We start from the raw sequence: 24914 nt of genomic DNA on the forward strand, positions 1-24914 counted from the left end.
AAAATCATGCTGCACCACTGTAAGTCATTGATTCGCCAAGGGGTACCGATCAACATCCGTAACGCAGCGGGCAGGCGCACCGGCCTGGTTCCCCACATGCGGGGAAACTGATGGCACACTGCCAGATCGTTATTCCCCATGATTGGGGAAACGCCATCAGTCACCTCAGTCGGCAATCTCCACGATAGCGGACGCACGCAAACGTTGGCGCACGGACTGGCGCGCCTGCGCCTCCCGCTGCCCGATGAGCGTGGCCCTGGCTTGAACCAGTCCCTGTTCGCGTATGACCGAAGGTTCGTCATTTTGTTTCTGCACTCCTTGCAGGGTTTCCAGGCTGGCATCGTAGAATGCCTCCACTTCGGCCTGGCTGGGCGCGGCGACAGCGCTGAGCTGGGCATACACCTGCTGCGCGGCCAGCTCGCGCCGGGTGTACTCATTGTACTGTGCCCTATCGAAGCCCGCTTCCGCCAGCCGCCGTTCAAAGATTGCCGGGCTGCCAAGCGCGGCCTCGACCTCGCCCACATGCGCCGACACCTGCTCGTCGCTGATGGCTATGCCGCGGCGCTGGGCCTCCTGCCACAACAGCTCCTTGTCGATCAGTTCATTCAGTGCCTGGTCGCGCAGGCGCTGGTACAGGTTCGGGTTGCGGATGCTGGCCACCGCGCGGCCCTGGGCATCCAGGTATTCGCTGAAATAGCGCTCCAGGCGCATCGTCTCGATCTCCACACCATTGACCCGCGCCGCCGGCATATCGGCCCAGCTTGCCTTGGCCAACACCTGCAACAGGCACAACAACAGAACGCGCATGGCAACCTCCGCTCAAGGGCTGTCCGGCAGTGGCCGGTATGGGGTGACCGCGGTGAAGCGCGGCCCGGGCAGGGCCACCGCCACCACATGGGCACCGGCCATGCCCTGGCGGCGACCGGGGCCGAAGCCCAGGGCCGGGGTCAGGCCGGTGGACACATCATGCAGGCCTTCCAGCGCGGCAATCAGCTGCTCGCGGCTGGTGTCGCGGCCTGTCTGCTTCAACGCTTCACTCAGCAGGCGCAGCGCGCACAGGGTGTTGACCTGCAACGACGCCTGGCGAGGGTCGAGGCCCTGACGCTGCTGCAGGCCGGCCAGAATCGCCTGGCCCTGTTCGGTCCAGTCCCCAGGCACGTAGGGATAAGCCAGGAACACCCGTTGCGACCAGAACTCGGGCAAGCGCGCCACGGCGCCGGTCACCTGGCTGGAGGCGGCAAACAGGTACGGCTGGCGGCCGGCTGACTGCAGCGCCGAAGCCAGTTCGGCAAAGGCCTGGGCACGGCCGAGGAAGACAATGCCCTGCCCGTCCACGGCCTGGCCAGCAAAGGCCTGGGCCGCAGGTGGTGACCAGCCTTGCTGCTGAAGGCGTTCGCGCACCTGTTCGGCCAACGCCGCTTGTTCATTGCCGGCATACACCACACGCAGGTCGTTGGCAGCCAGCCCCAGTGCCGCGCGGGCGTGGCCGGCCAGGCTCAGCAATTGCGCGGGCAAGCCGGGCAACGGGTCAAAAATCTGTGGGCTGCCGCCGCTGCGTGGGGTACTGCCGATCAGCGGTACATTGTGGGGCGCCAGCAAGGTTGCCAGGCGCTGGTCGAGCATGGGTGCCAATGGCGCGATCAGGGCGAACACCTGCTCCTGCTCCAGCAACTGCTTCAGCGCCCGTTCGGCGCTGGCCGGGTCGGATCCCGGGTCGAGCACCACCAGTTCCAGGCGTCGCCCGTGGATGCCACCCTGCTGGTTGAGTTGCGTCAGGCCGTCTTCCAGCACCGCACGCACCACCTGCCCGGCCTCGGTCAGCGGGCCGGATGCCGGCAGCAAGGTCCCCAGGCGCAGCACGCCCTCCTCCACGCCGGGGTCGCGCTCCTGGGCCAGGCGCTTGAGGTAGGCCGTGAGGTTGCGCTGGTCGGCCAAGGTGAGGTCGAAGCGCGGCATGGCCGGGTCCAGGCGATTGCCTGCCGGGTCGACGCCGTGCTGAATCGCCCGGGCCAGGCTGCTGTCGCTGTAGGCCGGATAGCGGCGGCCGTTGACCTCGCGTTCGCCCTGGCCTTGCGCCAGGCGCTGCCAGTCGAGGCTGGGCGGGCGTACGCCCCCTTCGGCACGGCCGCGGCCATCGTTGCCGTGGCAGCTGGCACAGGGCAGCACGCTGGCGGGGACCATCATGTCGCTGGCACCGACCCGGGCTTGCAGTTGTGCGTCGCTGCTGGAGACGCCCTGGCGGTAGAGGTGTTTGCCGGCTTGTTCGTTGGCGGTGAGGTCCAGGGCAAAAGCCGGAGCACAAAACATCAGGCTCACAAGCACAACCAGGGTTGTGCTCATGGCTTTTCCAGCCTGCTCAGGCCTCATCGCCGGCAAGCCAGCTCCCACAGTAATCGCAACGTGCCTGAAGGCAGTGTCATACCTGTGGGAGCCGGCTTGCCGGCGATGAGGCCGGCAGCAACAGCACAAGGCCGCAAAGGCATTCATGATACTCACCGCCCTGCCAAAGGCAGTGCCAGCAACTGCATGCGCTGGGCAATCGCCGCCGGCGGTGCATCCGGGCGGATCTTGCTCCAGCGCTTGCCGGCCACATCGCCGGCAATCAGCTGTGTCGAATGCTGCTCGGGGCTGGGCAGGAACTGGCCGATGCGCCCGAGCACCAAATCGACATTGGCCTTGTCACCGGTCAGGAACAACCAGTTGGGCCCATCCACGCCCTGCTTCCCGGCAAACGCCTTGAGCACTTCGGGGGTGTCATTGAGCGGGTCGCTGCTGATCGACACGAAGGTCACCTGGCTGGCCAGCTGCGGCCCCATGGTCTCGCGCACTTCGCGCAACTTGCGGGTAATCAGCGGGCAGGCGTCGGTGCAATGGGTGAAGATCACGTTGAGCATCACCACCTTGTCCTTGAGCACATCGCTGTAGAAGCGCAGCTCGCGGCCATTCTGGTCCTTGAGCACGGTGTCGGTGAACCAGGCCTGGGCATCGCGGGTACCGCCGCCACTGGTCATCGCCTGCGGTGCCGGCTGCGGTTCTGGCGCCTGCGGGGCATGGCCTTCATGGGCGAACGCCACCGAGGCGAGGATCCACAGGCAGCCACCCAGCATCAGCCAGTCAAAACCGCGCATGCCTGCGCGACGGGAGCTTACCAGGCTCATGGTTGCACCTCGTGATGGTCGGCAATCGCCGTGCTCTTGGCATGCACCCGGCGGGCGCCTAGGCGGTTGATTTCGTCGATCAGCACTGCCGGGTCGGTGAAGCCGTAGTAGCGCGTCCAGTGGCCGGTGCGCCCGTCCCCCACCAGGATCAGTGGCGGGTGCTGGCTGAGGTCGGCGCTGAAGCTGCCCAGGCCCTTGAGGGTTTCGCTGATGGCATATGGCGTGCCGGTCAGCCAGCTCCAGCCCGGCCCCTTCTGGAAGGCCTTGGCGTAGTCCTGCAGGCGCTTGGCGTCGTCACGTTGCGGGTCGACGCTGATCGATACCAGGTGAATGTCTTGCCCCACCCGGCCACCCAGTTGCTGCTGGACCTTGCCCATGATCGACGACACCACCGGGCACACCGTGGTGCAGCTGGTGTAGATAAAGCCCATGACCACCAGGTGGTCGCCTACCAGGTCTTTTTCCAGGCGTACCGGCATGCCGTCCTGGTTCAGCAGCGAGACATCGGCAAAGCGCACGCTGGCCTTTTCCTGGCGCGCCGCCGGCGGCTGTTCGGAGTGGCCGTTGTGGTCGTGGCCGCCATGGGCCAGGGCCAGGTTGCCGGCAAAAGCCAGGCTCAGGGCCAACAGTTTGCAAGCATGCTTGGCGTTCATCGCAGATTCCTCACGTCATTATCGGAAACGGTGGACGTTGCGGCCGGCAGCACGCGCAGGCTGGTGTAGTTTTCTTCGGCGAACTTGCGCCCCAGCGACGGCGACTGCACGTGCAGGTACCAGGCACCAGCTTCGGGCAGGCTCAGCGCTGCCTGATAGATGCCCTCGCCCACCTCCTCCAGCTGCAGGTTGCGTGGCATCGACGAAGGCGCCAGGAAGTAGCGCAGGCTCAGGTCGCTCAGGCCCAGGCGCGGCAGGCCGTCGTCGCCGACGATGCGCACCCGTGCGGTCACAGCGCTGTGCTGCGACAACGGCCGGTCCAGGCCGATGAACTCGGCATGCGCGCCCTTGCGCTTGCCGGCATTTGGCGCTGCGACCACATCGGTGCTGAAGCAGTGGATGATCTGCGGCTGGTTGAGCAAAAAGGCCACGTCGAACTTGCCGGCGGCGGGCATCTTCACCGTCGAGCCATACACGCCCGGCGCCAGTTCGCGCAGGCTGCGGTCGACGACGATGGCGGCACGGGCCTGGTGGCCACGGTTGTTGTAGCCGGACATCGGTGCGTTCATGCCTTCGGCGTAGAAGTAGGTGGTGTTGTCCACCGGGTTGACCACGAACACCGAATTGTCATCGCGCGACACCGACAGCCCCTGAGCCAGCGGCAGGTCGCCAGCCTGACGTGGCGCCGCCGGGCCGGCCTCGAAGCCCTGGATGATCGGCGAACGCCCTTCGCCCAGGCTGGCCAGGTTGATCATGCTCACCTTCGGTGAAGCCAGGCCGCGCACGTAGGCATAGCCCTTGGTGAAAGTCAGCTGATACGGTTCGGCCGCCACCGGGATCCGGTGGATCAGCTTGTCGGTACTGGCGTCGATCACCAGGGCCTGGTTCTCCAGGGTGTTGAGCACGATGCCATAGCGGCCATCGCTGCTGAAACGCATCGGCCCCAGGCCCTGCTCGGCCTGGACCGTGTGGCGTAGCTGGTGGTTGCGGGCATCGAACACGCGCACGCTGCCCTCCTCGCCATCGACCACGTACACCGCCTGGGACAACGCCGAATAGCTGACCGACAGCGGGTGCGGGCCAACCTTGATGGTCTTGGCCAGGCGCATTTCCGGGATGTCGATCACGCTCAGGGTGCCGCTGTCGCGGTTGCTGACATAGGCGTAGCGGGAGTCACCACTGAAGGCGATTTCGTGGTGGCCGCCGCCGGTGTTGAAGGTTTTCAGGGTGTTGCGCCCCGGTACGTCTATCACCGTTACCCCGCCCTTGGCCGGGTCGCTGCTGTTGTTGCCTACCCAAAGCCGGTGCTGGTCCGGTTGCAGGGCCACGCGCAGCGGCTGGTCGCCAGCGTCCAGGTCGGCCACGCGGGTGAAGGTCTCGGTGTCGATCACCGAGACCTTGCCGCGCTCGGGAATGGACACGAACACCTGCCTGTCGTCAGCGGTGGCTACCCAGTCCATGGGCCGCCCAGGCAGGTCGATGCGGGCCATGGTGCTGGTCACGCCGCCCACCGATACGGTCGGGTCGATCACCGTCAGGCTGGCGTCCTTGTTCATCATCAACAGGAAGTAACTGTTCAGGTCGAGCAAAGGCCGGGCGCCAATGCTGCTTTTGAGGAACAGCGCGACACGGGCCTTGCAGCTCTGGTCGCGGTCGCCCTCCGGGGCCGACTGCGTCGGGTCGAGCCACGCCCCCGGGGCCATGCCCGACAGCGGTTGGCCACTGGCCTGGTCGCTGACCTTGAAACGGATGTTGGCGAAGCCGCCCTCCTGCAGCTCATCCCCCGCCAGCGGCCGGGCCTCGAACTCCACGGTCACACCGTCGCGGCTGAGCCGGTGCGGGGCCTGCGGGTCGGCAGAGCCCTGCAAATACTCGCGCGGATCGCACCACAGGCTTTCATAGGCCACGCCCAGGCCGATCAGCGCTGCCCCCAGTGCTACCCCCATGCATGCAAGGCGGGTCTTCTTGTTCATTTTCGCGCCCCCATTTACCGTCACTGCGCCGGTGCCGTTGCCGGCGGCGCTTCATTGGTCACCCGCAAGATCCCCCACAGCCCCGAGAGGTTGCCGTAGGCGGCGTAGTCGCGGAACAGGTAGTCACCCGCCACCGCGTTGGCGCCGCCGGCACTGGGCAGCATGAAGCTGAAGTGCGCGGCCGGCAGCACGCTTTCCTGGGCACCGATGTACATGGCCATCGGGTTGTAGCCGAAGCGCACCGAGCCGATGCCAGGCAGGCTCAGCGGGTAGCCGTCCACGTCGTTCTTCTCGGCCTGGTAGTTGTGCAGCGGCCACAAGTGGCCATCCAGCTGGTAGACCATGCCGCGGCTGCCACCACTGGGCATCACGATATGGTTGCGCACCGGCTGGCCGGGCTTGGCGTACAGCACCGGGGTTTGCGGGTCGCCACCGACCAGGCCGTTGGCGTAGGCCATGTGGGCATTGGGCACATCGCCAAAGCCCAGGCCACCGGCGCGGCCGAAGGGTGAGTCGGGGGCCATGCCGAAGCGCAGCCACAGGGGTTCGGTCTTGTAGTTGACCGCCATGTTGCCGTTGTCCTGCGGGTCGCCGGCGGCGCCGTTGCCTTCGGTATTGATGCCCTCCACCGGGCGGCCGTCGGCCCAGCGCATGTTCAGCGCACGCTGCCAGACCGTGACGAAGTCGCGGTAGTCGGGCTGGCCGGTGACCTTGACCGTGGCCTGGGCCCGTGTTGCGGTGTCCTCGGTCCAGGTGGCGGTCTGTGGCAGGATGCTCATGGCACCCACCAGGCCTTTCTGCGGCTGCTTGATGAAGTCCGACGGGGTCAGGTTGAGGCCGCCGAACTCGATGGCCGTGGTATTGATGTTGTCCACCGTGCGGCCCAGCTGCGACACCGGCTTGCCTTCACGCTCCAGGTGGCCGGCATAGTACTGGTAGGTACGGGTCGGCCAGGCGCCACTGGTGCCGGCACGCGGGGCTACGGTCTGCACCGGGTTGAGGCCGACGTTGGCGCCATCGGACTTGGTGATGTCGTAGGCCAGCAGCTGGGCATGCAGGCCCACGTGGCTGGACGGCCGCATCAGGTTGTTGGCAAAGGCGGTGGCACCCTCGCTGTCGAAGCGGTCACGCTTGACTACGTTGTGCATCACCGCAGTGCTGGGCAGGTCCGGCATCACCAGCGGCAGGCGGTTTTCCAGGGTGATGCTGATGCACTCGCCGGCATTGGCGCGCAGCACCAGTGGCTCCACGGGCACGCCCGCCTTGAGCTTGCCGGTGGTGGCGTCCAGGTCGGCCTTGCGCACGTACAGGATCGCGGTCGGGTCGTGCAGCGGCGCGCTGTGGCCACCGATGGTGAAGGGTTCCCCATCTTCGGGGTCTACCCCACTGACCAGCGGGATGGTGGTCTTGCGGCTGTTGAACACCAGGGTGCCGCCATTGGCCTTGAGCGGGCCGCCGACATGCTGGCCGACACCGGCCGGGTCGTTGATGCTGACCCCGTTGCGGTTCTCGAGAATGTCGTTGGCCAGTGCCGCGACGATTTCGTAGCTGCGCTTGACCGTGGGACGGCTGCCGATGCCGTTGGGGTTGGCCGTGGTTTTCGGGCAGATGCCGTCGAAGTTGACGGTGTTGCGCATGGCCACCGGCTGCGGGTTGTTGGGCAGCGGGAACAGGTCGGCACGCTGCGCGGTGTAGTTGCGCATGATGCCCCAGATGCCGTTCCAGTAGCCCTCCAGGGCCGCGTCCAGGGAATACAGGTAGTCACCGTTGGTGGCCGCCGAACTGGAGATCATCGACACCGGCGCCATGAAGCCCAGTTGCTCGGAAATACCGATCATCTGCGATGACTTCCAGCCCGAGTTGGAGCTGTTGCCGTAGCCGGTGCCGTTCTGCAGCCACTTCACGCCATGCAAGGTGACGTTGTGCTCCTCTTCATGGCCGCCGGCGTGCATGCGCAGGCGTACGTTGTCACCGGAGTAGGTGCGCAGCATCGGGGTAAACGGGTCGCCCGGTTCGCTGCCGGCCGCGTTGATGTGCGGCGGGAACAGCGTGGTGCCGCCGGTGGGGCCCACGGCCGAAGTAATCGCCGACGGAGCCAGGTTCATGGCCGGAATCGCCCGGTCGGTACGGGTTTGCAAGGCATAGCTGAGGTCGCCGGCCAGGCCGTCGGCCTGCATGCCACGCTTGCCGTCCGGGCCGACCTTGTACGGGTCGTACACACGCAGGGCCAGGGGCTCGTTGCGGTAGTTGACGACGAACATGCCCGGGTCATCCACCGAGATTGCCTGCGGGCAGGGCCGGCTTGGGCAGCCCGGGTTGATGCCGCCGCGTTCCTCGACGATGGCCTCCAGCAGGTTCGACGCCTTGCCGCGCACCGGCGGGTTGATGGCGTAGCGGAAGCTGTCGGCGGTGGCCGGGTACGACTGGGCATTGGGGATGCCGTCCGGCCCGGCGCCGACGTACACACCGGCCTCGTAGGCGTGCTGGAAGTCGCTGTATTCCAGGAAGAACTCGCGGTAGCTGTCGTTCTTGCCGTCGCCATCGTGGTCACCGGTCTGGATCACCGCCTGCCACGAGGTCGGGCCACCGTCCTGGCGCGTGGCCGGGTTGTACAGCTTCTCGCCGGTTTCGGCGTGGTACCAGGTGGAGTTGGCCGGTTCGGCCAGTACGGTGGCATACAGCCCAAGCTGCTGGTGGGTCGATGGGCCGAGGTGGTCGTGGGTGAAGATGGTGCCCAGGCCACGGTCGACGTTGTACACGTTCACCAGCGGGTCGGCGAACCAGCGCTGCATGGCCGTGCGTGCGCCCAGCCAGTCGGCCCGGCCGAAGCGGCCGAAGTATGGGTGCTGCCGGGCTTGCGGGCAGGCGGCGGTGCCGTCGCGGCTATCGCCTTGGGTGCAGCCGTTGTAGGCGCGAATGGCCTGCACCCGCTCGACCACGCTGCCGGGCGAGAGGATGCCGTCTTCGTAGTTCCAGCCGTTGGCCGAGCCGTCGGCGGCGGTCAGGTCCCACTTGGGCAGGTGGATGTGCTGGCCGATCACGTCGGTCGGGGTGCGCACCTGGTAGTCGTCCATCTCGTAGATGTTCGGGATCAGGTTGGTGTGCTGGTACATGGTGCAGTCGAAGGTGTTCATGCGCATCACCAGTGGCTCTGGCGGGCGCTGCTTGGTAATCACCGGCCAGGCGTCCTCCCACAGGGCGATGATGCGGGCCTGCGGGAAGTGGTAGCCGACCTTGTTGTACACCGCGTCGAACTGGATGTTGGCGCCCTTGTAGATGCGTGGGTGGTCGGCGGTGAAGGCCGAGGAGCCCCGGAAGTTCAGGCCCGAAAGGCTTTCGCCGCTGAAGTACTCGCCTACCCCGGAAGATTGGGTCAGGCGTTTGCCCCGGTCATCCATGCACGGCTCGTAGAACGGCGCGCCGGCAGTCGGCAAGGCGCCATTGGTGCGGAACGCCTTGGCCACCGGCTGGCTGCCGGGGATCAGGGCAAAGCTTTGGTGTTCGGCCTGGGCATGGAACTGCATGGCCGCCTGCTCGACATCGGTACCCTCTTCCGGCAGGTAGATGGGCTTGGCCTTGTGTACCACCTTGGTGAAATCGAGCTTGGTGGTGGTGGTTTCGGCCTCGCCGCCGGCAGATACGCCGTCCAGCGCGTGGCGGCCAAGGCCGCCATCCCAGCCATCGACCTGGTTCGGGTCAAGGTTGGCCCACAGCGCCTTGCCGCTTTCCTTGAGCTGGCGTGCCATGGCCGGGTCGAGCATGTCCAGTGGCGGGGTTGGTGGGCGGTTGCCCACGCTGCTTTCCATGCCGCCGATCCAGAACGGATAGCCAGGGTTTTTCAAGGTGCCGTCGGCGTTGCGGTTGGCGTCACTGCGGTCGACCAGCGCCAGCGAGCCGATGGCCTTGCGAACCGGCTCCTGGTCGGCTGGTTCTTCATCCTCTTCTTCTTCGGGCTCGTCGTCGTCATTGGCGGCAACCAGCTCTTCGGACAGCTTCGGTACCACCACCACCTTGCCTGGCATCGGCGCCATGGCCTTGCCGGGCAGCGGCACGATGGCCGGGATCGGCGTACCCGCAACGATCTCGCCATCGGGCAAGGCCCGCGCGCCAACCGCCGGCTTGCCGCTGCGCAGGGCGAACGGGGTGCTGTGGAAGCCGTTCTCGCCCTGCCCGCTCACTTCCAGGCGGGTGCCTTCCTCGAACACGTCGTGCACCCGCCACATGGCCCACATGCCCTGGGCGAAGTGCGGGTAGAAGTGGCAATGGTAAATGGCATCGCCCGCGACCCGGTTGCGGTTGCCCGCACCGCCGTTGGCGATTTCGTAGGTGTAGCCGACCCCCGCGCCGATGCCCTGGGCATCGATGTAGTCGGAATTGTCGTCATTGGGGTTGAACAGCCACTGGTGGCCGTGCAGGTGGAAAATGTGCTGTTCATGGCCGTTGTGGGTGTTGCGGAACTTGGTGAAGTCACCAATGTAGCTGTGGTGCACGTTGGCCGGTTCCGCCGGGAACAGGGCCATGCTGGCCTTGACCCCGACGGCGCTGGCCGGTGGCACCTCGCCAGGGCGAATGTGCTCCAGGCCGACGTTGGCCGGCACGTCCACCAGGGTACCGACGTCACCGACAGTGTGCGCACTGAGGAAGAACTCCTCATAGGCGCACGACAGGCAGTCGTGCATCGGCCCCACGCCCAGGCGGTTGGCCACCACTTCCGCGCCCATGCCACCGGAACCGTAGTTGATCATGAACGAGTCGCGGGTGGGTTCCAGTACATGGCCCATCACCGGGTCGGCCCAGTAGCCAGGGAACGCCTGGGTGCCGGCGACCTCGTCGGCGAACTGCGAGGCGAAGTCACGGAACGCCTCCAGGCGGTTGGGCAACGCCGGGTTGCGCTTGCCCAGGCTTTCCAGCGGGTAGGTGGATTTGGGGAAGCTGCCATCGGGGTTGGGGCCCATGACGATGGCATCGGTTTCGCTGTTGATGATCTGGTTGCCGTCGACCATGGCAATGATCGGCTTGCCGGCCTTGCCTTCGGCGATCCAGGGTTGCATTTGCGGGTAGCGGGCTTCGTAGTCGATCACCGGCTGGCCGGTGGCGGTACGGCCGGTGGTGGCCAGGCGCATTTCTTCTTCGGTGAGGGTATTGCGGTAGGCGCGGCCGAGTTTGGGCACTACCACTACCTGGCCGAACAGGCCGTTGGCAACGTTGCCCGCAGTGCCCTCGCCGCCGAAGGTGGCGGCTTTGCTGGTGGCGGCGAAAGCGCCTTCGCGTTCGGCGTACAAGGTATAGCTGCGGGTGCTGCCGGGGCTGACGAAGAAGTTGCCGTTACGCCCGGTGTAGGCCGAAATGTCGGCGATGCTGTTGACCGCCTGCATGCCGTTGACCTGGAAGCCGACCATGCGTTCGGCCACTTGTTCATCGGCGACGAAGCCTTCGGCGGCTTCATTTTCGAGCTCCGGCCCCTCCTCTTCGCCCTCAGGCTCTTCGGCCTCGATGCCGTCCTTGTTGGGGTTGGCCTTGTAGTCGAGCAGGTTGGTCAGGTTGACGGTAAGGCATTCACCGGCGGCCACCCGCAGCACGATGGGCCGCGGGCGCTTGTCCGGGCGCAGGGTGACCTTGCCCGGTACCGCCGCCCCGCCGCTGCTGAGGGGGACCATCTTGTCGTCCACCACATCCTCGCGCAGGGCGAACATCATGCCGTTGGCGTTTTGCGCGCCAAGGCGGTTGAACATCAGTGGCTGGTCCAGCGCCACAACGTTGGCGACCAGGGTGCGCTGGCACTGCACGGCGGCTTCGCTGGTCGACTCCCAGCCGAGCAAGGCCAGAACGAGTGATGACAGGATGGGGCCTTTGAGTGGCATGGACATGCTGCACCTCCGGGACACAAGATCTCTGCGTGGAGCTGGAGCAAGGTGTATGCCAGGAGCGGATTGCTTTAATTTTCAGTTGGTTGCAGCGGCAAACGAAACAGATTGGGGAGGATTCCCCAGCGGTTTTCCCCGAAACGGGGGGTGGGTTGCGGGTGTTCGTCACGAGGTTTTTAGCGGCTGTAAGACATTTCTGAACATGAAACCAAATACTCCAGAAACGACCCGCTTGGGAATTATCCTACGCGCGCTGCCGAACTATCGCTGTTGTCGGGGAAACACCTCACGGATAACGTTTTCGGGTCGCTCCGGCGACCGGGTGTGAGAACCCGACGGGTAGATTTGGTAACACCGTCATGGTGGCCGTACGTGGGCAGGCTTTTGCCTGGCCGAGTCTTTACCAATTCTCCTCGGTTTCTCACCCCACGTATGGCTGCCACCTTCAATCCGTGAGATGAACGAAGTTGAGCTGACCAAGAATACCTTGCGCTAAAGCTCAGGGTTCTGCCTGTGCTGGCCTCATCGCCGGCAAGCCAGCTCCCACAGGTACAGCATTGCTTTCGAGGTTATCGCTGTACCTGTGGGAGCGGCCTTGTGTCGCGAAAGGGCCGCAACGCGGCCCCAGGGTTGATGCGCAACAGTTGAAATTGCTGGGGCTGCTTTGCAGCCCTTTCGCGACACAAGGCCGCTCCCACACAGATCGCGCCACCTTTTGGAATTTGAGCAAGACAGTTGCTCCCAAGTACTGCGTATGGCTTGAAACCGATGCGGTCGGTGTAGGAGCGGCCTTGTGTCGCGATGGGGCGCGCAGCGGCCCCAGGATCTTGGCTGCGATGCGGATATCGCTGGGGCCGCGTTGCGGCCCGATCGCGACACAAGGCCGCTCCTACAAGGGGTCTGCGCAGTCCAGCAGATTGTTGTCAACCGACCAGGGCGCGTACGCAGAAGTACAGGATCGACGGGCCCATCAGGCAGCCCAACCCGGTATGGAAGGTGGCTGTCAGTGCCCCGTACGGCACCAGGCGCCGGTCGGTCGCCGCCAGCCCGGCCGTCACCCCCGACACCGTCCCCGCCAACCCGCCGAACACCATCGCCGAACGTGGGTTGTCCAGCGCCAGCAGGCGCGCTGATACCGGGGTAAACACCATCACCAGGATCGCCTTGATCAGCCCGGTAGCAATCGACAGCGCCATCACGTCCGAGCTGGCCCCCAGCGCCGCCCCGGTCACCGGCCCGACGATATAGGTCACCGCACCCGCACCGATGGTGGTCATGCTCACCGCATCACGGTAACCGAAGGCGTAGGCCACCGCAGCGCCGACAATGAACGGCAGCACCGTGCCGAGCAGCAGCGCCACCGCGCCGATCATCCCGGCCCTGCGCGCCTCGGTGGCCTGCACTTCGAAGGCCGTGGCGACAATGGCGAAGTCGCGTAGCATGGCCCCGCCCATCAGGCCGATGCCGGAGAACAGCGCCATGTCGGCCAGGCCTTTCTGGCCACCGGTAATGGTGCCGCCGACCCAGGCCAGCACCAGGCCGATGACGATGGCGATGGCCGAGCCGTGCACGCGGCCGAAGGTCAGGTACTTCGACAGCACCACCGACAACCACATGATCGCGCCCACCACCGCAAAGGCAGTGATCAAACCGTTATGTTCCAGGGCATTGTCAATGATCGGCCACATGATCAACGCCCTCCTGCAGGGGCGGCCTGCACATTGCTTTCGGGGCCGGCCTCCACTGCCGGCAGGGGTTCGCCGCGGTGGCTGCGGCTGATCAGGGCAATGGTCGCACCGCACACCAGTACCGCACCCACTGCCGCCAGCAGCGCCACCGGCCCGCCGTGCAGGGCGGTGACCACGTTCTGCTGGGCAGCCATGGCCACCACCACGGGGATATACATGGCGCCCCAGAAGCCCACGCCAAACTCGCATTCCTTGCTCATGCCGCCGTTGCGGTGCATGTACAGGCGTGCGCAGATCAGCAGGATCATGGCGATGCCGACCCCGCCCACATTGGATTTGACGCCCAGCAGCACGCCCAGGAAGTCGCCGACGATGACGCCGGCAAGCGTGCAGACCGCCAGCAGTGCCACACCATAGATGATCATTGTTGTTGTCCTCAGGTAGTGTCGAAGTTGCTTGTTGTTGTTCTTCGTAAACACACTTTTGTGCAGCTTTCGCGGTCATTGTGGGAGCGGGCGTGCCCGCGAACACGGGCAAAGCCCGTGCCATTCACCGAGGTGCCTGCTTCGCGGGCACGCCCGCTCCCACTGGGATCACCATCCTCCGCGGTGTTGCCATCATCGTTCGTCGGCCACCTCCTGGCGCAGCAGCGCATCCAGGGTGTCCCAGCGGGTGCCTTCAACAGCAACCACCCTGCCCTGTTCGAACACCGGCCGGGCCAGCCCGCCGAGCACGTTGCCGGGCGGCAGTTCCAGGTGCAGGCGCACGCCACGCTCATAGGCGTTGCGCAACGTAGCACGCCAGTCGACCACCCGCGCCATGTTGCCGGCCAGGTCGTCGCGCAGACGCTGTGGGTCGAATATCGGCCGAGCGCTGCTGCCGCTGAGGTAGGTGATACGCGGTCGCTGCAGTTCGACCGTGGCGAAGGCACTGGCCAGTTCGGCCGCCGGGCCATCCAGCAACGGGCAATGCGACGGCACGCTGACCGCCAGGCGCCGGGCAACGCCCTGGCCCAGGCGGCGTGCCTTGGCCGCAACCGCAGCCATCGCGCCATCGCTGCCGGCGATGACGATCTGGTTGTCGCTGTTGAGGTTGGCGACATACACCTCGCCGCCCGTATCGCTCAACAAGCGTTCGACACAGGCCAGGTCCAGGCCGCTGAGTGCGGTCATGCCGTAGCCTTGCGGATAGGCGCGCTGCATCAGTTCGCCACGCAGGGCAACCAGGCGCACGGCATCGGCAAAGCCCAGGGCGCCAGCCGTGACCGCCGCCGGGTAGGCGCCAATCGACAAGCCCGCCACGTAATCCGGCGTGGGGCTGCGCTGCATCAGCCAACGCGCCCAGGCCACGCCAGCCAGCAGCAGGCACAGCTGCACGGCACGGGTCGTCTGCAGGGCCTGCTGGCTGTCCAGCGCCAGGGCCTGCTGGCCGAGGGTGTCACTGGCCTCTTCCAGCAATTGCCCGGCACCCTCAGGCAGGCGCTGCAGCATGCCCACCTGCTGGGCGCCCTGGCCGGGGAAGGCGAACAGGCTGCTCATGCGGCACGCTCCATCGCTGCCCATGGGTCGCTGACCAGGCGTGGGCCATGGGCCGACTTGAGCAGTACGCGGCGGGCGAAGCTGGCCCACTCGCGCAAGGCAACAGCGCCCGCCGGAGTTTCCAGCTGCAGGTCGATACGACAAGGTGCGCATTCGAGGATATCCAGCAGCTCACGCGCCTGCGCCCGGGCCAGCGGTTGTGGCGTACGCAGCAGCACATCCAGGTCGCTGTCGGCGTGTACCACCTCCATACCGGTGGCGATCTGGTACCCCACCCCACCTGTCGGCCCCCAGGCCAGGCCGCTGGCATCCAGTACCGGGGCGACCGAGGCCAGGGCCTGCAATGCAGGCCAAGGGCTCTCAGCTTGCCAGCGCAGCGCTTCGGGGCCTTGCTGACACCGGATATCGGCCAGCCGCATCAGTACACCCGACCGCTGCGCCCTGCCCTGGCCACGCAGCCCCACCGCCACCCAGCCGTTCGCACAGGTGGCACGGCGCACCACCACCGGCTGGCCGCTCAGCAGCACATCCTGCGCCCAACGCGGTGCATCAGCAGGCAGGCCCGATACGGGCATGCCCCAGAGCAGGTCGTGCGGCCTTGGCGCGTTCATCTCAAGCGCCCTGCCACTGACGGCGCAGCTGTTCGCGCACTTGGCGCGAGGCGTTGCGGTTTTCGCCCGCCAGCCGCGACGACAGGTCGCTCGAGCTGCCGATGTCGCGCACCGCATCAGCCAGGCAGGCACGTACCTGGGCGATGTCGGCACTGCTCGGCGTCTCGGCGTTGTCCACCGTCAGGCGGCGCCACAGCAGGCCCAGCGAGGCGTAGCTGGCCAGGTCGTAGGCCATCGGCGGCACCTCGGCGGCCAGGGCTTCCAGTTGCTCGACGCTGCGCAGGGTGATGCGCGCTGCCGCCGCCTTGCCCATGGCGTGCACCATGACCCCGGCATCATCCAGGGCGATCAGGCGCTGGGCCTGGTAGCCGTGGGCCAGGAAGGCACCGGACATGGCCTTGCCGACCAGCAGGCCTATCACCGGGTGCCCGGCCAGCCGTGCCTGGGCATAGGCCTGCACCGCAGCGGCCAACGCCTGATGAATCCCCAAGGCTTCCTCACGGCGGCCGTAAGCCTGGCTGGGCACGTCGATCACCGCGACGATGGCCCGCTTCTGGCCCTGGCGGTCCGCCTCGACCGCTTCGCTCACGGCCTTGGCCAGGCCCCAGCCTTCCAGCAGGCCGACTTCGCCCGAGCGCGCCCGGGGGAACGGGTTGTCGGTGTCCGGCACCACGGCGATGAAACGCGCCAGGCGGTTGTCCAGTTCGCCATCGATTACCCGCAACGACGCGGGGTAGCCGGGCAAGGCTTGCCCGCCGGCGAGGCCCGGCAGCCAGTTCAAGGCACGGTTCATTTGGCTTCTCCTTGGTACAGGTCACGCACGGCAGCGGCATCCAGTTGCGTGCAGTCATCGCCCAGCCGGGCCAGGCGTTCGAGGAACCAGGCGTGTTGACCGGCGCGATCCCTTGAAGGCTCGTCGAGCAATTGCAGCAAGCGTTCGCGCAAAGCCTCGATGTCATCGGCCACACAGGTATCGACCAGGCCGCTGGCGTGGCGCTGCTCGCCGCCGGTCAAGCTCCAGATAAAGGGGCGGTCCTTGGCGTCGTATTCACCGATGCCCGCTTCCTGCTCGATTACCTGCGGGCCGTTGAGGCCCACGCGGGCTTCGCGGGTGACCAGCAAGTGGCTGCACAGGCCAGCGGCGATGGACATGCCGCCGAAACAGCCGACCGAACCTGCGACCAGGCCGACCACCGGCTGCCAGGCGCGCAGCTCGACAATCGCCGCCTGTATTTCGGCAATCGCCGCCAGGCCCAGGTTGGCTTCCTGCAGGCGTACACCGCCGGTTTCCAGCAGCAGCACGGCGCAGGTGGGGATGCCGTTGCGGTTGTCTTCGATGGCCAGTTCCAGCGCACCGGCGATCTTGGCCCCCCCCACCTCGCCCATGCTGCCGCCCTGGAAACTGCCTTCGATGGCAGCGACCACAGCGTTTCGCCCGTTCAGCAGGCCCTTGGCGATGACCACGCCATCATCGGCCTGCGGCACGATGCCCTGGCGCGGCAGCCACGGTGACATCATCCGGTCGAACGGGCCCAGCAGCTCACGGAAGCTGCCCGGGTCGAGCACGGCGCGGGCGCGCTGGCGGGCACCCAGTTCGACAAAGCTGCGGCTGTGCAGCAGGCGTGCGATATCAGTCATGGGCGATCTCCTCGAAGCCTTGCTCCAGGCGCAAGCGCACCACGCCTGGGGTGGCACCAAAATCATGGATGTCGATGTTGACGGCCGGCCAGGTGCGGCCTTCGAACAGGCGCTGGAACAGCTGCGCCCAGCGGGCAGCGCTGCCGTTGACCGAAGTCACCACCTTGATTTGCAAGCTGCCGGCGGTGCCGGGTTCGATCAACACTTCAAGGTCGCCGGAGCTGACGCAGCCCACCAGCGTGCGGCCACGCCCAGGGGCGGCGGCGGGGAATTGAAAGGTCAGGGTTTCCATGTCACAGGCTCCCGGCTTTGTCGAGGAACAGGCAGGCGGCCAGCAGATCGGCGGCGCCGCCCGGTGAGGCATTCAGCTGAAGCAGGTGCTGGTCCAGCCGGCGCAGCTGCCGCCGCCCGGCCAGCGTGGCGCTGCCGCCTTCGTCCAGCACGGTACGGGCACCGTGCTGGACGGCAGCCAGCCCGGTCGGGCCGCTGCGCCAGAGCACGCAGGTATCGTTGAGCACGGCCATGATCGCCAGCAGCGCGTCGAGCCGGGCGTGGGGCTCGCTGGCACCTGCGGCGCGGCTGCGCTGCAGTTGTGGCAGGCCGTGACCGATAACCGCCGGGAAGCCTTGTTGCGCCTGTTCGCGGGCGCCGCCAGTGCCATAGCGGCGGCGTACCTGCAGGCCATGGCTGTCCTGGGTGGTCATGGCGGGGTCGTCGAACAGTGCGATGCGCCCGGCACGGGCAGCCAGGGTGTTGGTATCGGCCTGGGTGTCGAGGGCCTTGGATGCTACCAGCAGGCCGAGGGCCCAGATTGCGCCGCGGTGGGTGTTGACCCCACCGGTCGCGGCCAGCATCGCCGCCTCGCCTTCGCGGCCGAGCTGGCCCAGGGTGGCGCGCAGGGGCTGGCCGAGGGTGCCGATGGCCTGGGCGGCTTCGGCCATGTTGCGCAGGCATGGCCACAGGGCCAGGGCCGAGGCATGCATCAGGGCCAGGGTCATGTCGTGGTGGGCGCCATTGCCACGGCGGTCGACCAGGCCGGGTTTGGGGGACAGGTCGGCTTCGTCGATCAGGGCTTCCACGGCCAGGTCGGCCAGTTGGTCGGCCAGGGGTAATTCGGTTGCCTGTGCTGGCCTCTTCGCGGGCACGCCCGCTCCCACAGGGACCGCGCAATCTTCAAATGGATCACTATTCCTGTGCTCGCGAAGAATCCCACGCGGTTGCAAGTCGAGTGCTTTCATCACCAGCTCCTGAACCGTGCAGGCGGGTTGTAGAGGCCGCCGGACCATTCGACCAGGTCGGCGATGCTGCGCGCGGCCAGCAGTTCGCGGCTGGCGTCTGTGCGGCGGATGCCGAGGTCTTCGGGCAAGGCGACCAGGCCTTGCTGGCGCAGGCGCTGAGTGTCCTTGGGGTCGTGCCGCAGGCCGATGGCGGTAACCCCGGCCACGGCGGCGATCATCTGCTGGCGCTCTTCCAGGCTGCGGGCCTTGTACAGGTAGGCAATGCCCTCCTCGGTCAGCAGGTGGGTAACGTCGTCGCCGTAGATCATCACCGGCGCCAGCGGCATGCCGGCTTTCCTGGCCACTTCCACGGCATCGAGGGTTTCCACGAAGGTGGGCTTGCCGCCTTCCTGGTAGGTCTCGACCATCTGCACCACCAGCTTGCGACCGCGTTCGAGCATTGTTTCCGGCACGGTCATGTCGAGCCAGGCCGGGGTCGCGTGGCGCCGGCCACGGGGGTCGTGGCCCATGTTCGGGGCACCGCCGAAGCCGGCCAGGCGGCCGCGGGTCACGGTCGAGGAATGGCCATCGCCATCCACCTGCAGGGTGGCGCCGATGAACAGGTCGACGGCGTACTGCCCGGCAAGCTGGCACATCATGCGGTTGGAACGCAGCGAACCATCACGGCCGGTGAAGAACACGTCCGGGCGCTGGGCGATGTAGTCCTCCATGCCCAGCTCGGTGCCGAAGCAGTGCACGCTTTCCACCCAGCCGGTCTCGATGGCCGGGATCAGTGTCGGGTGCGGGTTGAGTGTCCAGTTGCGGCAGATCTTGCCCTTCAGGCCCAGGGATTCGCCATAGGTGGGCAGGATCAGCTCGATGGCGGCGGTGTTGAAGCCAATGCCATGGTTCAGCGACTGCACCTGGTGCTTTTCGTAGATGCCGCGAATGGCCATCATCGCCATCAGCACATGCACCGGCTTGATGTGGCGCGGGTCGCGGGTGAACAGCGGCTCTATATAGAAAGGCTGGTCGGCAACCACCACGAAATCGACCCAGGATGCCGGGATATCGACCCGTGGCAGGTCATCCACGCGGTCCACCAGCTGGTTGACCTGGGCAATGACGATGCCGTCGCTGAACGCAGCCGGCTCCACCAAGGCCGGGGTGTCTTCGGTGCTGGGGCCGGTGAACAGGTTGCCATCGCGGTCGGCCATGAAACCAGCCACCAGGGTGACGTTGGGGATCAGGTCGACCAGCAGCCGCGAGTACAGCTCGATGTAGGTGTGGATGGCACCGACTTCGAGCAGGCCGTCTTCCAGCAGCTGACCAATGCGCAGGCTCTGCGGGCCGGCGAAGGAGAAGTCGAGCTTGCGGGCTATACCACGTTCGAACAGGTCAAGGTGCTCGGCGCGGCTTACGCTGGGCATGATCATGTGCAGGTCGTGCAGGCGCCCAGGGTCGACCTTGGCCAGCGCGCGGGAAAGGAAGTCGGCCTGCTTCTGGTTGTTGCCTTCGAGCACTACCCGGTCGCCGGGGGCCAGCAGCAGTTCCAGGGCTTCGACGATACGCTCGGTGGGCAGCACCACGCCGTCGGCGAGGTGGCGGACCCGGTCAAGGCGGCGCTGCTTTTCGGCGCGCCGCCGCGACCATTGCGGCGGTGGATTCTTGGTTGTTGTCATGGTGACTCCACGGGTTCGCTGTCGTGGGGGTCACCTTAGGGCTGGGGTGGTTGCGCATCAATCAAGCTCAGGCACTGATCGTTACGGTCAGGGTAACGATTTAGCATATGCGCTGTCGCTGATGGCCCTATCGCAGGCAAGCCAGCTCCCACAGGTACAGCGCAGGCCTTGAAAGTTGTGCGGTACCTGTGGGAGCTGGCTTGCCGGCGATAGGGCCAGCCCGGCCAACCTGAAACCTTGCTAGAGTGGCGTTATCGCCACACAAGACAAAAATGCAGAATCCCCCTGCAGATTTGTCGATTGTGCAAGGCAAATTCGCATGACAGGATCCTGCGATCCTCCAGCGAACTCCAGACTTCACTTGGAAAATCAATAACAAAGCAGGGAGAACGCAATGACTGCGCACGCTCATACCTCGGCAACCGACCATGTGCTGGCCGAGGTCCGCAACCAGATCGGCCATCTGACCCTGAACCGCCCCGCCGGCCTCAATGCCTTGACCCTGGACATGGTCCGCAGCCTGCGCCAGCACCTCGACCAGTGGGCCGAAGACCCGCACGTGCACGCCGTGGTACTGCGTGGCGAAGGCCCGAAAGGGTTCTGCGCCGGTGGCGATATCCGCTCGCTGCACGACAGTTTCAAGGCCGGCGAAACGCTGCATGAAACCTTCTTCGTCGAGGAATACGCCCTCGACCTGGCCATCCACCGCTACCGCAAGCCGGTGCTGGTGCTGATGGACGGCTTCACCCTCGGTGGCGGCATGGGCCTGGCCCAGGGCTGCGACCTGCGCGTGGTCACCGAACGCAGCCGCCTGGGCATGCCCGAAGTGGCAATCGGCTACTTCCCGGATGTGGGTGGCAGCTACTTCCTGTCGCGCATCCCTGGCGAGCTGGGCACCTACCTGGGGGTCAGTGGCAGCCAGATCCAGGCAGCCGATGCACTGTACTGCGGCCTGGCCGACTGGTACCTGGCCAGCGACCAGCTGGCAGCCCTCGACCAGGGCCTGGACCAGCTGCACTTCGGCGACCAGCCACTCAAGGACCTGCAGAACCTGCTGGCCAAGCTCGGCACCCAGGTGCTCGACGATGCGCCGCTGGAAAAACTGCGCCCGGTCATCGACCACTTCTTCGCCCTGCCCGACGTGCCTGCCATGGTCGAGCAACTGCGTGCCGTGAGCATTGGCGACAGCCACGCCTGGGCGGTAGCCACCGCCGACCAGCTGGAAAGCCGCTCACCACTGGCCATGGCGGTTACTCTGGAGATGCTGCGCCGGGGTCGCCACCTGAGCCTTGACGACTGCTTTGCCATGGAGCTGCACCTGGACCGCCAGTGGTTCCAGCACGGCGACATCATCGAAGGCGTGCGCGCCCTGATCATCGACAAGGACAAGCAGCCACGCTGGAACCCTCCGACCCTGGCCGCACTGCACCGCCAGCAGGTCGACCAATTCTTCGAAGGCCTGTGAGCCCGGGAGTACACAGATGCAAGACCTGGAACTGAGCGAAGAACAGATCATGATCCGCGACATGGCCCGGGACTTTGCCCGTGGCGAGATCGCCCCGCATGCCCAGGCCTGGGAAAAGGCCGGCTGGATCGACGATGGCGTGGTACGCAAGATGGGCGAACTGGGCCTGCTGGGCATGGTGGTGCCGGAAGACTTCGGCGGCAGCTACACCGACTATGTCGCCTACGCCCTGGCGGTGGAGGAGATCGCCGCCGGCTGCGGCGCCACCGGAGCGATGATGAGCATCCACAACTCGGTGGGCTGCGGCCCGCTGCTGGCCTACGGCACGGCCGAACAGCAACAGCAGTGGCTGCCACGCCTGGCCACCGGCGAGGTTATCGGCTGCTTCTGCCTGACCGAGCCACAGGCCGGTTCCGAGGCGCACAACCTGCGCACCCGCGCCGAACTGGTGGATGGCCAGTGGGTGATCAACGGTGCCAAGCAGTTCGTCAGCAACGCTCGCCGCGCCGGCCTGGCCATCGTCTTCGCGGTGACCGACCCGGAGCTGGGCAAAAAGGGCCTGTCGGCGTTTCTGGTGCCCACCGACAACCCGGGCTTCAAGGTCGATCGCAGCGAGCACAAGATGGGCATCCGCGCTTCCGACACCTGCGCGGTCACCTTCGACAACTGCCGCATCCCTGCCGCCAACATCCTCGGTGAGCGTGGCAAGGGCCTGGCCATCGCCCTGTCCAACCTCGAGGGTGGCCGTATCGGCATTGCTGCCCAGGCACTGGGCATTGCCCGCGCCGCGTTCGAGGCGGCGTTGGCCTACTCGCGTGATCGGGTGCAGTTCGGCAAGCCGATCAACGAACACCAGAGCATCGCCAACCTGCTGGCCGACATGCAGGTGCAGGTGAATGCCGCGCGCTTGCTGATCCTGCATGCCGCGCGCCTGCGCAGCGCCGGCAAGCCGTGCCTGTCGGAAGCTTCGCAGGCCAAGCTGTTCGCCTCGGAGATGGCCGAGCGGGTGTGTTCGATGGCGATCCAGGTGCATGGCGGGTATGGCTACCTGGAGGATTACCCGGTCGAGCGCTACTACCGCGATGCGCGGATCACGCAGATCTATGAAGGGTCTAGCGAGATCCAGCGGATGCTGATTGCGCGGGAGTTGAAGCATTACCCGCTGTAATCAGACGGGATACTGGGGCCGCTGTGCGGCCCATCGCCGGCAAGCCAGCTCCCACAGGCACTGCACCGCCTTCGCGACCTGTGGAGTACCTTGTGGGAGCTGGCTTGCCGGCGATAGGGCCAGTACAGGCAGTGCAAGAAGTTGCCCCAAAAAAGCAGATCAGTGCTTCAACGCCAATACCGCGAATCATCCACCACCCTGGCATGCCCCTCGAACAGTGCCGGCAACTGCTCCTTGAGGTAGTCGATCCAGGTGCGCACCTTGGCATCCAGGTAATGCCGTGACGGGTAGATCGCATACAGCGCGCTCTCGCGCAGGCGATACGGCGCCAGCAAGCGGCACAACCGCCCCTGCTCGATCGCCTGGCTGGCGGTGTAGAACGGCAGCAGGCCAATGCCCATGCCCAGCTCGCTGGCCACCAGCATGGCGTCGGCGACGTTGGTGGAAAAACTGTCGTTCGGTGCGATCACGCACTGGTCCACCCCTTGCGGGAACACCCAGTCACCTTCGTACATCGGATAAGCCATGCGCAGGCAACGGTGCTGGTGCAGGTCTTCCGGGCGCTCTGGCACGCCGTGGGCCAACAGGTAGCTCGGCGCCGCGCAGGGGATGCTGAAAATGTTGCCCAGCGGCACAGCGATCAGCTGCGAATCCGGCAACGCACCGTCCACGGTAATCACCACGTCATGCCCTTCGGCCAGCGGGTCGGGGTTGCGCTGGGACAGGGTCAGTTCGATCACCACCTCCGGGCACAATGCGTTGTAGCCGGCCACCAGCGGCATCAGCAACAGGCCCATCCCGTGCGGGCAGTGCAAGCGCAGGCGGCCGCGGGGCGTGAGGTGCGCGCCACGGGCTTCATCCACCGCCTCTTCGGTCAGCAACATGATCTGCCGCGCGCGCTCGAGAAACCGCTCGCCCGCCTCGCTCATGCGCAAACGCCGCGTGGTGCGGTGCAGCAGGCGGGTCTGCAGCTGGTTTTCCAGCTCGGCAACGATACGCGAAACCTGCGCCGCGGAAATATCCAGGGCATTGGCGGCCGCAGCGAAGCTGCCGCATTCCACCACACGGGCGAAGGTACGCATGGCATGCAGCATGTCCATGAAGGTGCTCCTTGTTCGGTCTTATTCTTGCGTTACAGGCAGGAATCTATCACGGGTTAGCCCATTTATTGTGGATGGCCAATGAATGGATCATTAGTCATACATTGAAAAAAGGAGCCTGCCATGAAACGTTCGATCGCTGTCCTTGCCGTTACCGCTGCCCTCGCCTCGTTCGGTGCCCTTGCCGACACCGGCAGCAACCAGCCGGTCAGCAGCAGCAATTACGAATACGGCATGCCGCTGGACGTGGCCAAGGTCATCTCCATCACCCCGCCCAGCAACGCCGCCGACTGCCAGGTTGGTACCGCGCACATGGTGTATGTAGACCACCAGGGCCAGAAGCGCGAAATCGACTACCGGGAAATGGGCAACTGCTCGCAGCAGTGAGTCAGGCCAGCACCTCGGTGATCCAGCCGACCTGTTGCCTGAAGTCGTCGATTTTCGCCTGAGGCACCGCACCGCGGGCCCGCTCGAAGTTGGCCAGGGTCTGCTGCTTCTGCCGCAGCATGCGCCGCCACTTGACCAGAAACGCCTCGCTTTTCTCCTGCACCAGCACCGGGCCGAAGTACAGCTGTTCAGCGGTGTACGCCGCCCCGCCCGGCTCGGCGACGATGATCTCGTAGTCGAAGCGGTTCTCCCGCAGCAGTTCTTCGCTGACGATCCGGTACCCATTGCCCATCAGCCACTGGCGCAGTTCGCGCTCGGCGCCATTGGGCTGCAGCACCAGGCGCGTGACGCCAGCCAGGCGCTGCTTGCCGGCCTCGAGGATCTCGCACATGGTGTCGCCACCCATGCCGCATATGCTGATCACCGAGATGCGATCTTCCGGCTCGACCGCTGCCAGGCCATCGGCCAGGCGCACGCAGACCCGCCCTTCCAGGCCGTTCCTGCGCACGTTGCGCTGGGCCGAGGCGAACGGCGTCTGCGCCACCTCGCCCGCTACCGCCGCGTCCAGTATGCCGCGCAGCATCAAGGCTACCGGCAGGTAACCATGGTCCGAGCCGATGTCGGCCAGGCGCGCGCCTTGCGGTACTTGTGCAGCCACGCGCTCCAGGCGCCTGGACAATGTCTGTTCGTTCAACGTAAACCCCTGCTTTGCAATCGGCCGCGATTCTGACGGCGAACGCCACGCATTTCAAACACCGGGGCACCCTCGACC

General features: G+C 66.0%; 20 protein-coding genes. 3 read left to right on the plus strand and 17 right to left on the minus strand.

Annotated elements, in window-relative coordinates:
• Positions 1 to 165: 165 nt before the first annotated feature.
• The 15 genes from CAG18_RS03755 to mdcA all read right to left on the minus strand — a co-directional run bounded on the left by CAG18_RS03755 (position 166) and on the right by mdcA (position 20022).
• Positions 166 to 807: a SurA N-terminal domain-containing protein gene (locus CAG18_RS03755; protein WP_013972866.1), complete on the minus strand. Its 642-nt coding sequence runs from the start codon at positions 805 to 807 to the stop codon at positions 166 to 168.
• 12 nt (positions 808 to 819) lie between these two features.
• Positions 820 to 2340, minus strand: a complete 1521-nt coding sequence (locus CAG18_RS03760) for an ABC transporter substrate-binding protein (protein ID WP_085720394.1) — start codon at positions 2338 to 2340, stop codon at positions 820 to 822.
• A 152-nt stretch (positions 2341 to 2492) separates the two neighbouring features.
• Entirely contained in the window at positions 2493 to 3158 is a 666-nt protein-coding gene (locus CAG18_RS03765; RefSeq protein WP_085720395.1) for an SCO family protein, read from the minus strand.
• Positions 3155 to 3811: an SCO family protein gene (locus CAG18_RS03770; RefSeq protein WP_085720396.1), complete on the minus strand. Its 657-nt coding sequence runs from the start codon at positions 3809 to 3811 to the stop codon at positions 3155 to 3157. Before CAG18_RS03770 ends, CAG18_RS03765 begins: the two co-directional genes overlap by 4 nt.
• On the minus strand, positions 3808 to 5784 hold the full coding sequence (locus tag CAG18_RS03775; protein ID WP_085720397.1) for a YncE family protein: 1977 nt from the start codon (positions 5782 to 5784) through the stop codon (positions 3808 to 3810). The genes CAG18_RS03770 and CAG18_RS03775 overlap by 4 nt, the downstream gene beginning before the upstream one ends.
• A gap of 20 nt (positions 5785 to 5804) precedes the next feature.
• Entirely contained in the window at positions 5805 to 11651 is a 5847-nt protein-coding gene (gene mnxG, locus CAG18_RS03780) for a manganese-oxidizing multicopper oxidase MnxG (RefSeq protein ID WP_085720398.1), read from the minus strand.
• A 920-nt stretch (positions 11652 to 12571) separates the two neighbouring features.
• Positions 12572 to 13336: a malonate transporter subunit MadM gene (gene madM, locus CAG18_RS03785; protein ID WP_024087229.1), complete on the minus strand. Its 765-nt coding sequence runs from the start codon at positions 13334 to 13336 to the stop codon at positions 12572 to 12574.
• 2 nt (positions 13337 to 13338) lie between these two features.
• A complete protein-coding gene (madL, locus tag CAG18_RS03790) occupies positions 13339 to 13761 on the minus strand; it encodes a malonate transporter subunit MadL (RefSeq protein WP_003258591.1) in 423 nt (140 codons plus the stop codon).
• 192 nt (positions 13762 to 13953) lie between these two features.
• A complete protein-coding gene (gene mdcH, locus CAG18_RS03795) occupies positions 13954 to 14874 on the minus strand; it encodes a malonate decarboxylase subunit epsilon (protein WP_085720399.1) in 921 nt (306 codons plus the stop codon).
• On the minus strand, positions 14871 to 15485 hold the full coding sequence (locus CAG18_RS03800; protein ID WP_085720400.1) for a malonate decarboxylase holo-ACP synthase: 615 nt from the start codon (positions 15483 to 15485) through the stop codon (positions 14871 to 14873). The genes mdcH and CAG18_RS03800 overlap by 4 nt, the downstream gene beginning before the upstream one ends.
• A 1-nt stretch (position 15486) precedes the next feature.
• Positions 15487 to 16278 carry a biotin-independent malonate decarboxylase subunit gamma gene (gene mdcE / locus CAG18_RS03805; RefSeq protein WP_015270605.1) on the minus strand — a complete coding sequence of 264 codons (792 nt, stop codon included), beginning with the start codon at positions 16276 to 16278 and terminating at the stop codon, positions 15487 to 15489.
• On the minus strand, positions 16275 to 17123 hold the full coding sequence (locus CAG18_RS03810; RefSeq protein ID WP_085720401.1) for a biotin-independent malonate decarboxylase subunit beta: 849 nt from the start codon (positions 17121 to 17123) through the stop codon (positions 16275 to 16277). The genes mdcE and CAG18_RS03810 overlap by 4 nt, the downstream gene beginning before the upstream one ends.
• Positions 17116 to 17415: a malonate decarboxylase subunit delta gene (locus CAG18_RS03815; RefSeq protein ID WP_015270607.1), complete on the minus strand. Its 300-nt coding sequence runs from the start codon at positions 17413 to 17415 to the stop codon at positions 17116 to 17118. Before CAG18_RS03815 ends, CAG18_RS03810 begins: the two co-directional genes overlap by 8 nt.
• Position 17416: 1 nt before the next feature.
• Positions 17417 to 18361, minus strand: a complete 945-nt coding sequence (locus CAG18_RS03820) for a triphosphoribosyl-dephospho-CoA synthase (RefSeq protein WP_085720402.1) — start codon at positions 18359 to 18361, stop codon at positions 17417 to 17419.
• Complete coding sequence (mdcA, locus tag CAG18_RS03825; RefSeq protein ID WP_015270609.1) at positions 18361 to 20022, minus strand: malonate decarboxylase subunit alpha; 1662 nt, start codon at positions 20020 to 20022, stop codon at positions 18361 to 18363. The genes CAG18_RS03820 and mdcA overlap by 1 nt, the downstream gene beginning before the upstream one ends.
• Positions 20023 to 20416: 394 nt before the next feature.
• On the opposite strand from mdcA, the gene CAG18_RS03830 reads away from it, so the two are divergent.
• Together CAG18_RS03830 and CAG18_RS03835 are read left to right on the plus strand one after the other, a co-directional pair.
• Complete coding sequence (locus tag CAG18_RS03830; protein WP_085720403.1) at positions 20417 to 21487, plus strand: enoyl-CoA hydratase/isomerase family protein; 1071 nt, start codon at positions 20417 to 20419, stop codon at positions 21485 to 21487.
• Positions 21488 to 21503: 16 nt separating this feature from the next.
• The gene (locus tag CAG18_RS03835; RefSeq protein ID WP_003258582.1) at positions 21504 to 22655 is read left to right on the plus strand and encodes an acyl-CoA dehydrogenase family protein; all 1152 of its coding nucleotides are present in this window, start codon (positions 21504 to 21506) and stop codon (positions 22653 to 22655) included.
• A 167-nt stretch (positions 22656 to 22822) separates the two neighbouring features.
• Here the strand turns inward: CAG18_RS03835 and CAG18_RS03840 are convergent, their stop codons facing one another.
• Positions 22823 to 23755 carry a LysR family transcriptional regulator gene (locus CAG18_RS03840; protein ID WP_085720404.1) on the minus strand — a complete coding sequence of 311 codons (933 nt, stop codon included), beginning with the start codon at positions 23753 to 23755 and terminating at the stop codon, positions 22823 to 22825.
• A 123-nt stretch (positions 23756 to 23878) separates the two neighbouring features.
• Here CAG18_RS03840 and CAG18_RS03845 point away from each other — a divergent pair, with 123 nt between their 5' ends.
• Entirely contained in the window at positions 23879 to 24142 is a 264-nt protein-coding gene (locus CAG18_RS03845; protein ID WP_015270611.1) for a DUF2790 domain-containing protein, read from the plus strand.
• A 1-nt stretch (position 24143) separates the two neighbouring features.
• Here CAG18_RS03845 and CAG18_RS03850 read toward each other — a convergent pair whose 3' ends face one another.
• Positions 24144 to 24836, minus strand: coding sequence for a tRNA (adenine(22)-N(1))-methyltransferase TrmK (locus CAG18_RS03850; protein ID WP_061305339.1), 693 nt, complete (start codon positions 24834 to 24836; stop codon positions 24144 to 24146).
• Positions 24837 to 24914: the final 78 nt, after the last annotated feature.

Origin of the sequence: Pseudomonas sp. B22(2017) (assembly GCF_002113105.1) — a bacterium.
Lineage (GTDB): Bacteria > Pseudomonadota > Gammaproteobacteria > Pseudomonadales > Pseudomonadaceae > Aquipseudomonas > Aquipseudomonas asiatica.

Excerpts from the sequence above, each read along its gene's own strand:
- mdcH (WP_085720399.1), bottom strand. The coding sequence starts at position 14,874 with ATGAGCAGCCTGTTCGCCTTCCCCGGCCAGGGCGCCCAGCAGGTGGGC.
- CAG18_RS03765 (WP_085720395.1), bottom strand. The coding sequence starts at position 3,158 with ATGAGCCTGGTAAGCTCCCGTCGCGCAGGCATGCGCGGTTTTGACTGG.
- mdcA (WP_015270609.1), bottom strand. The coding sequence starts at position 20,022 with ATGACAACAACCAAGAATCCACCGCCGCAATGGTCGCGGCGGCGCGCC.
- mdcE (WP_015270605.1), bottom strand. The coding sequence starts at position 16,278 with ATGAACCGTGCCTTGAACTGGCTGCCGGGCCTCGCCGGCGGGCAAGCC.
- CAG18_RS03845 (WP_015270611.1), top strand. The coding sequence starts at position 23,879 with ATGAAACGTTCGATCGCTGTCCTTGCCGTTACCGCTGCCCTCGCCTCG.
- CAG18_RS03840 (WP_085720404.1), bottom strand. The coding sequence starts at position 23,755 with ATGGACATGCTGCATGCCATGCGTACCTTCGCCCGTGTGGTGGAATGC.
- CAG18_RS03815 (WP_015270607.1), bottom strand. The coding sequence starts at position 17,415 with ATGGAAACCCTGACCTTTCAATTCCCCGCCGCCGCCCCTGGGCGTGGC.
- CAG18_RS03760 (WP_085720394.1), bottom strand. The coding sequence starts at position 2,340 with ATGAGCACAACCCTGGTTGTGCTTGTGAGCCTGATGTTTTGTGCTCCG.
- CAG18_RS03770 (WP_085720396.1), bottom strand. The coding sequence starts at position 3,811 with ATGAACGCCAAGCATGCTTGCAAACTGTTGGCCCTGAGCCTGGCTTTT.
- madM (WP_024087229.1), bottom strand. The coding sequence starts at position 13,336 with ATGTGGCCGATCATTGACAATGCCCTGGAACATAACGGTTTGATCACT.
- CAG18_RS03755 (WP_013972866.1), bottom strand. The coding sequence starts at position 807 with ATGCGCGTTCTGTTGTTGTGCCTGTTGCAGGTGTTGGCCAAGGCAAGC.
- madL (WP_003258591.1), bottom strand. The coding sequence starts at position 13,761 with ATGATCATCTATGGTGTGGCACTGCTGGCGGTCTGCACGCTTGCCGGC.
- CAG18_RS03830 (WP_085720403.1), top strand. The coding sequence starts at position 20,417 with ATGACTGCGCACGCTCATACCTCGGCAACCGACCATGTGCTGGCCGAG.
- CAG18_RS03810 (WP_085720401.1), bottom strand. The coding sequence starts at position 17,123 with ATGACTGATATCGCACGCCTGCTGCACAGCCGCAGCTTTGTCGAACTG.
- CAG18_RS03835 (WP_003258582.1), top strand. The coding sequence starts at position 21,504 with ATGCAAGACCTGGAACTGAGCGAAGAACAGATCATGATCCGCGACATG.
- mnxG (WP_085720398.1), bottom strand. The coding sequence starts at position 11,651 with ATGTCCATGCCACTCAAAGGCCCCATCCTGTCATCACTCGTTCTGGCC.
- CAG18_RS03820 (WP_085720402.1), bottom strand. The coding sequence starts at position 18,361 with ATGAAAGCACTCGACTTGCAACCGCGTGGGATTCTTCGCGAGCACAGG.
- CAG18_RS03775 (WP_085720397.1), bottom strand. The coding sequence starts at position 5,784 with ATGAACAAGAAGACCCGCCTTGCATGCATGGGGGTAGCACTGGGGGCA.
- CAG18_RS03800 (WP_085720400.1), bottom strand. The coding sequence starts at position 15,485 with ATGAACGCGCCAAGGCCGCACGACCTGCTCTGGGGCATGCCCGTATCG.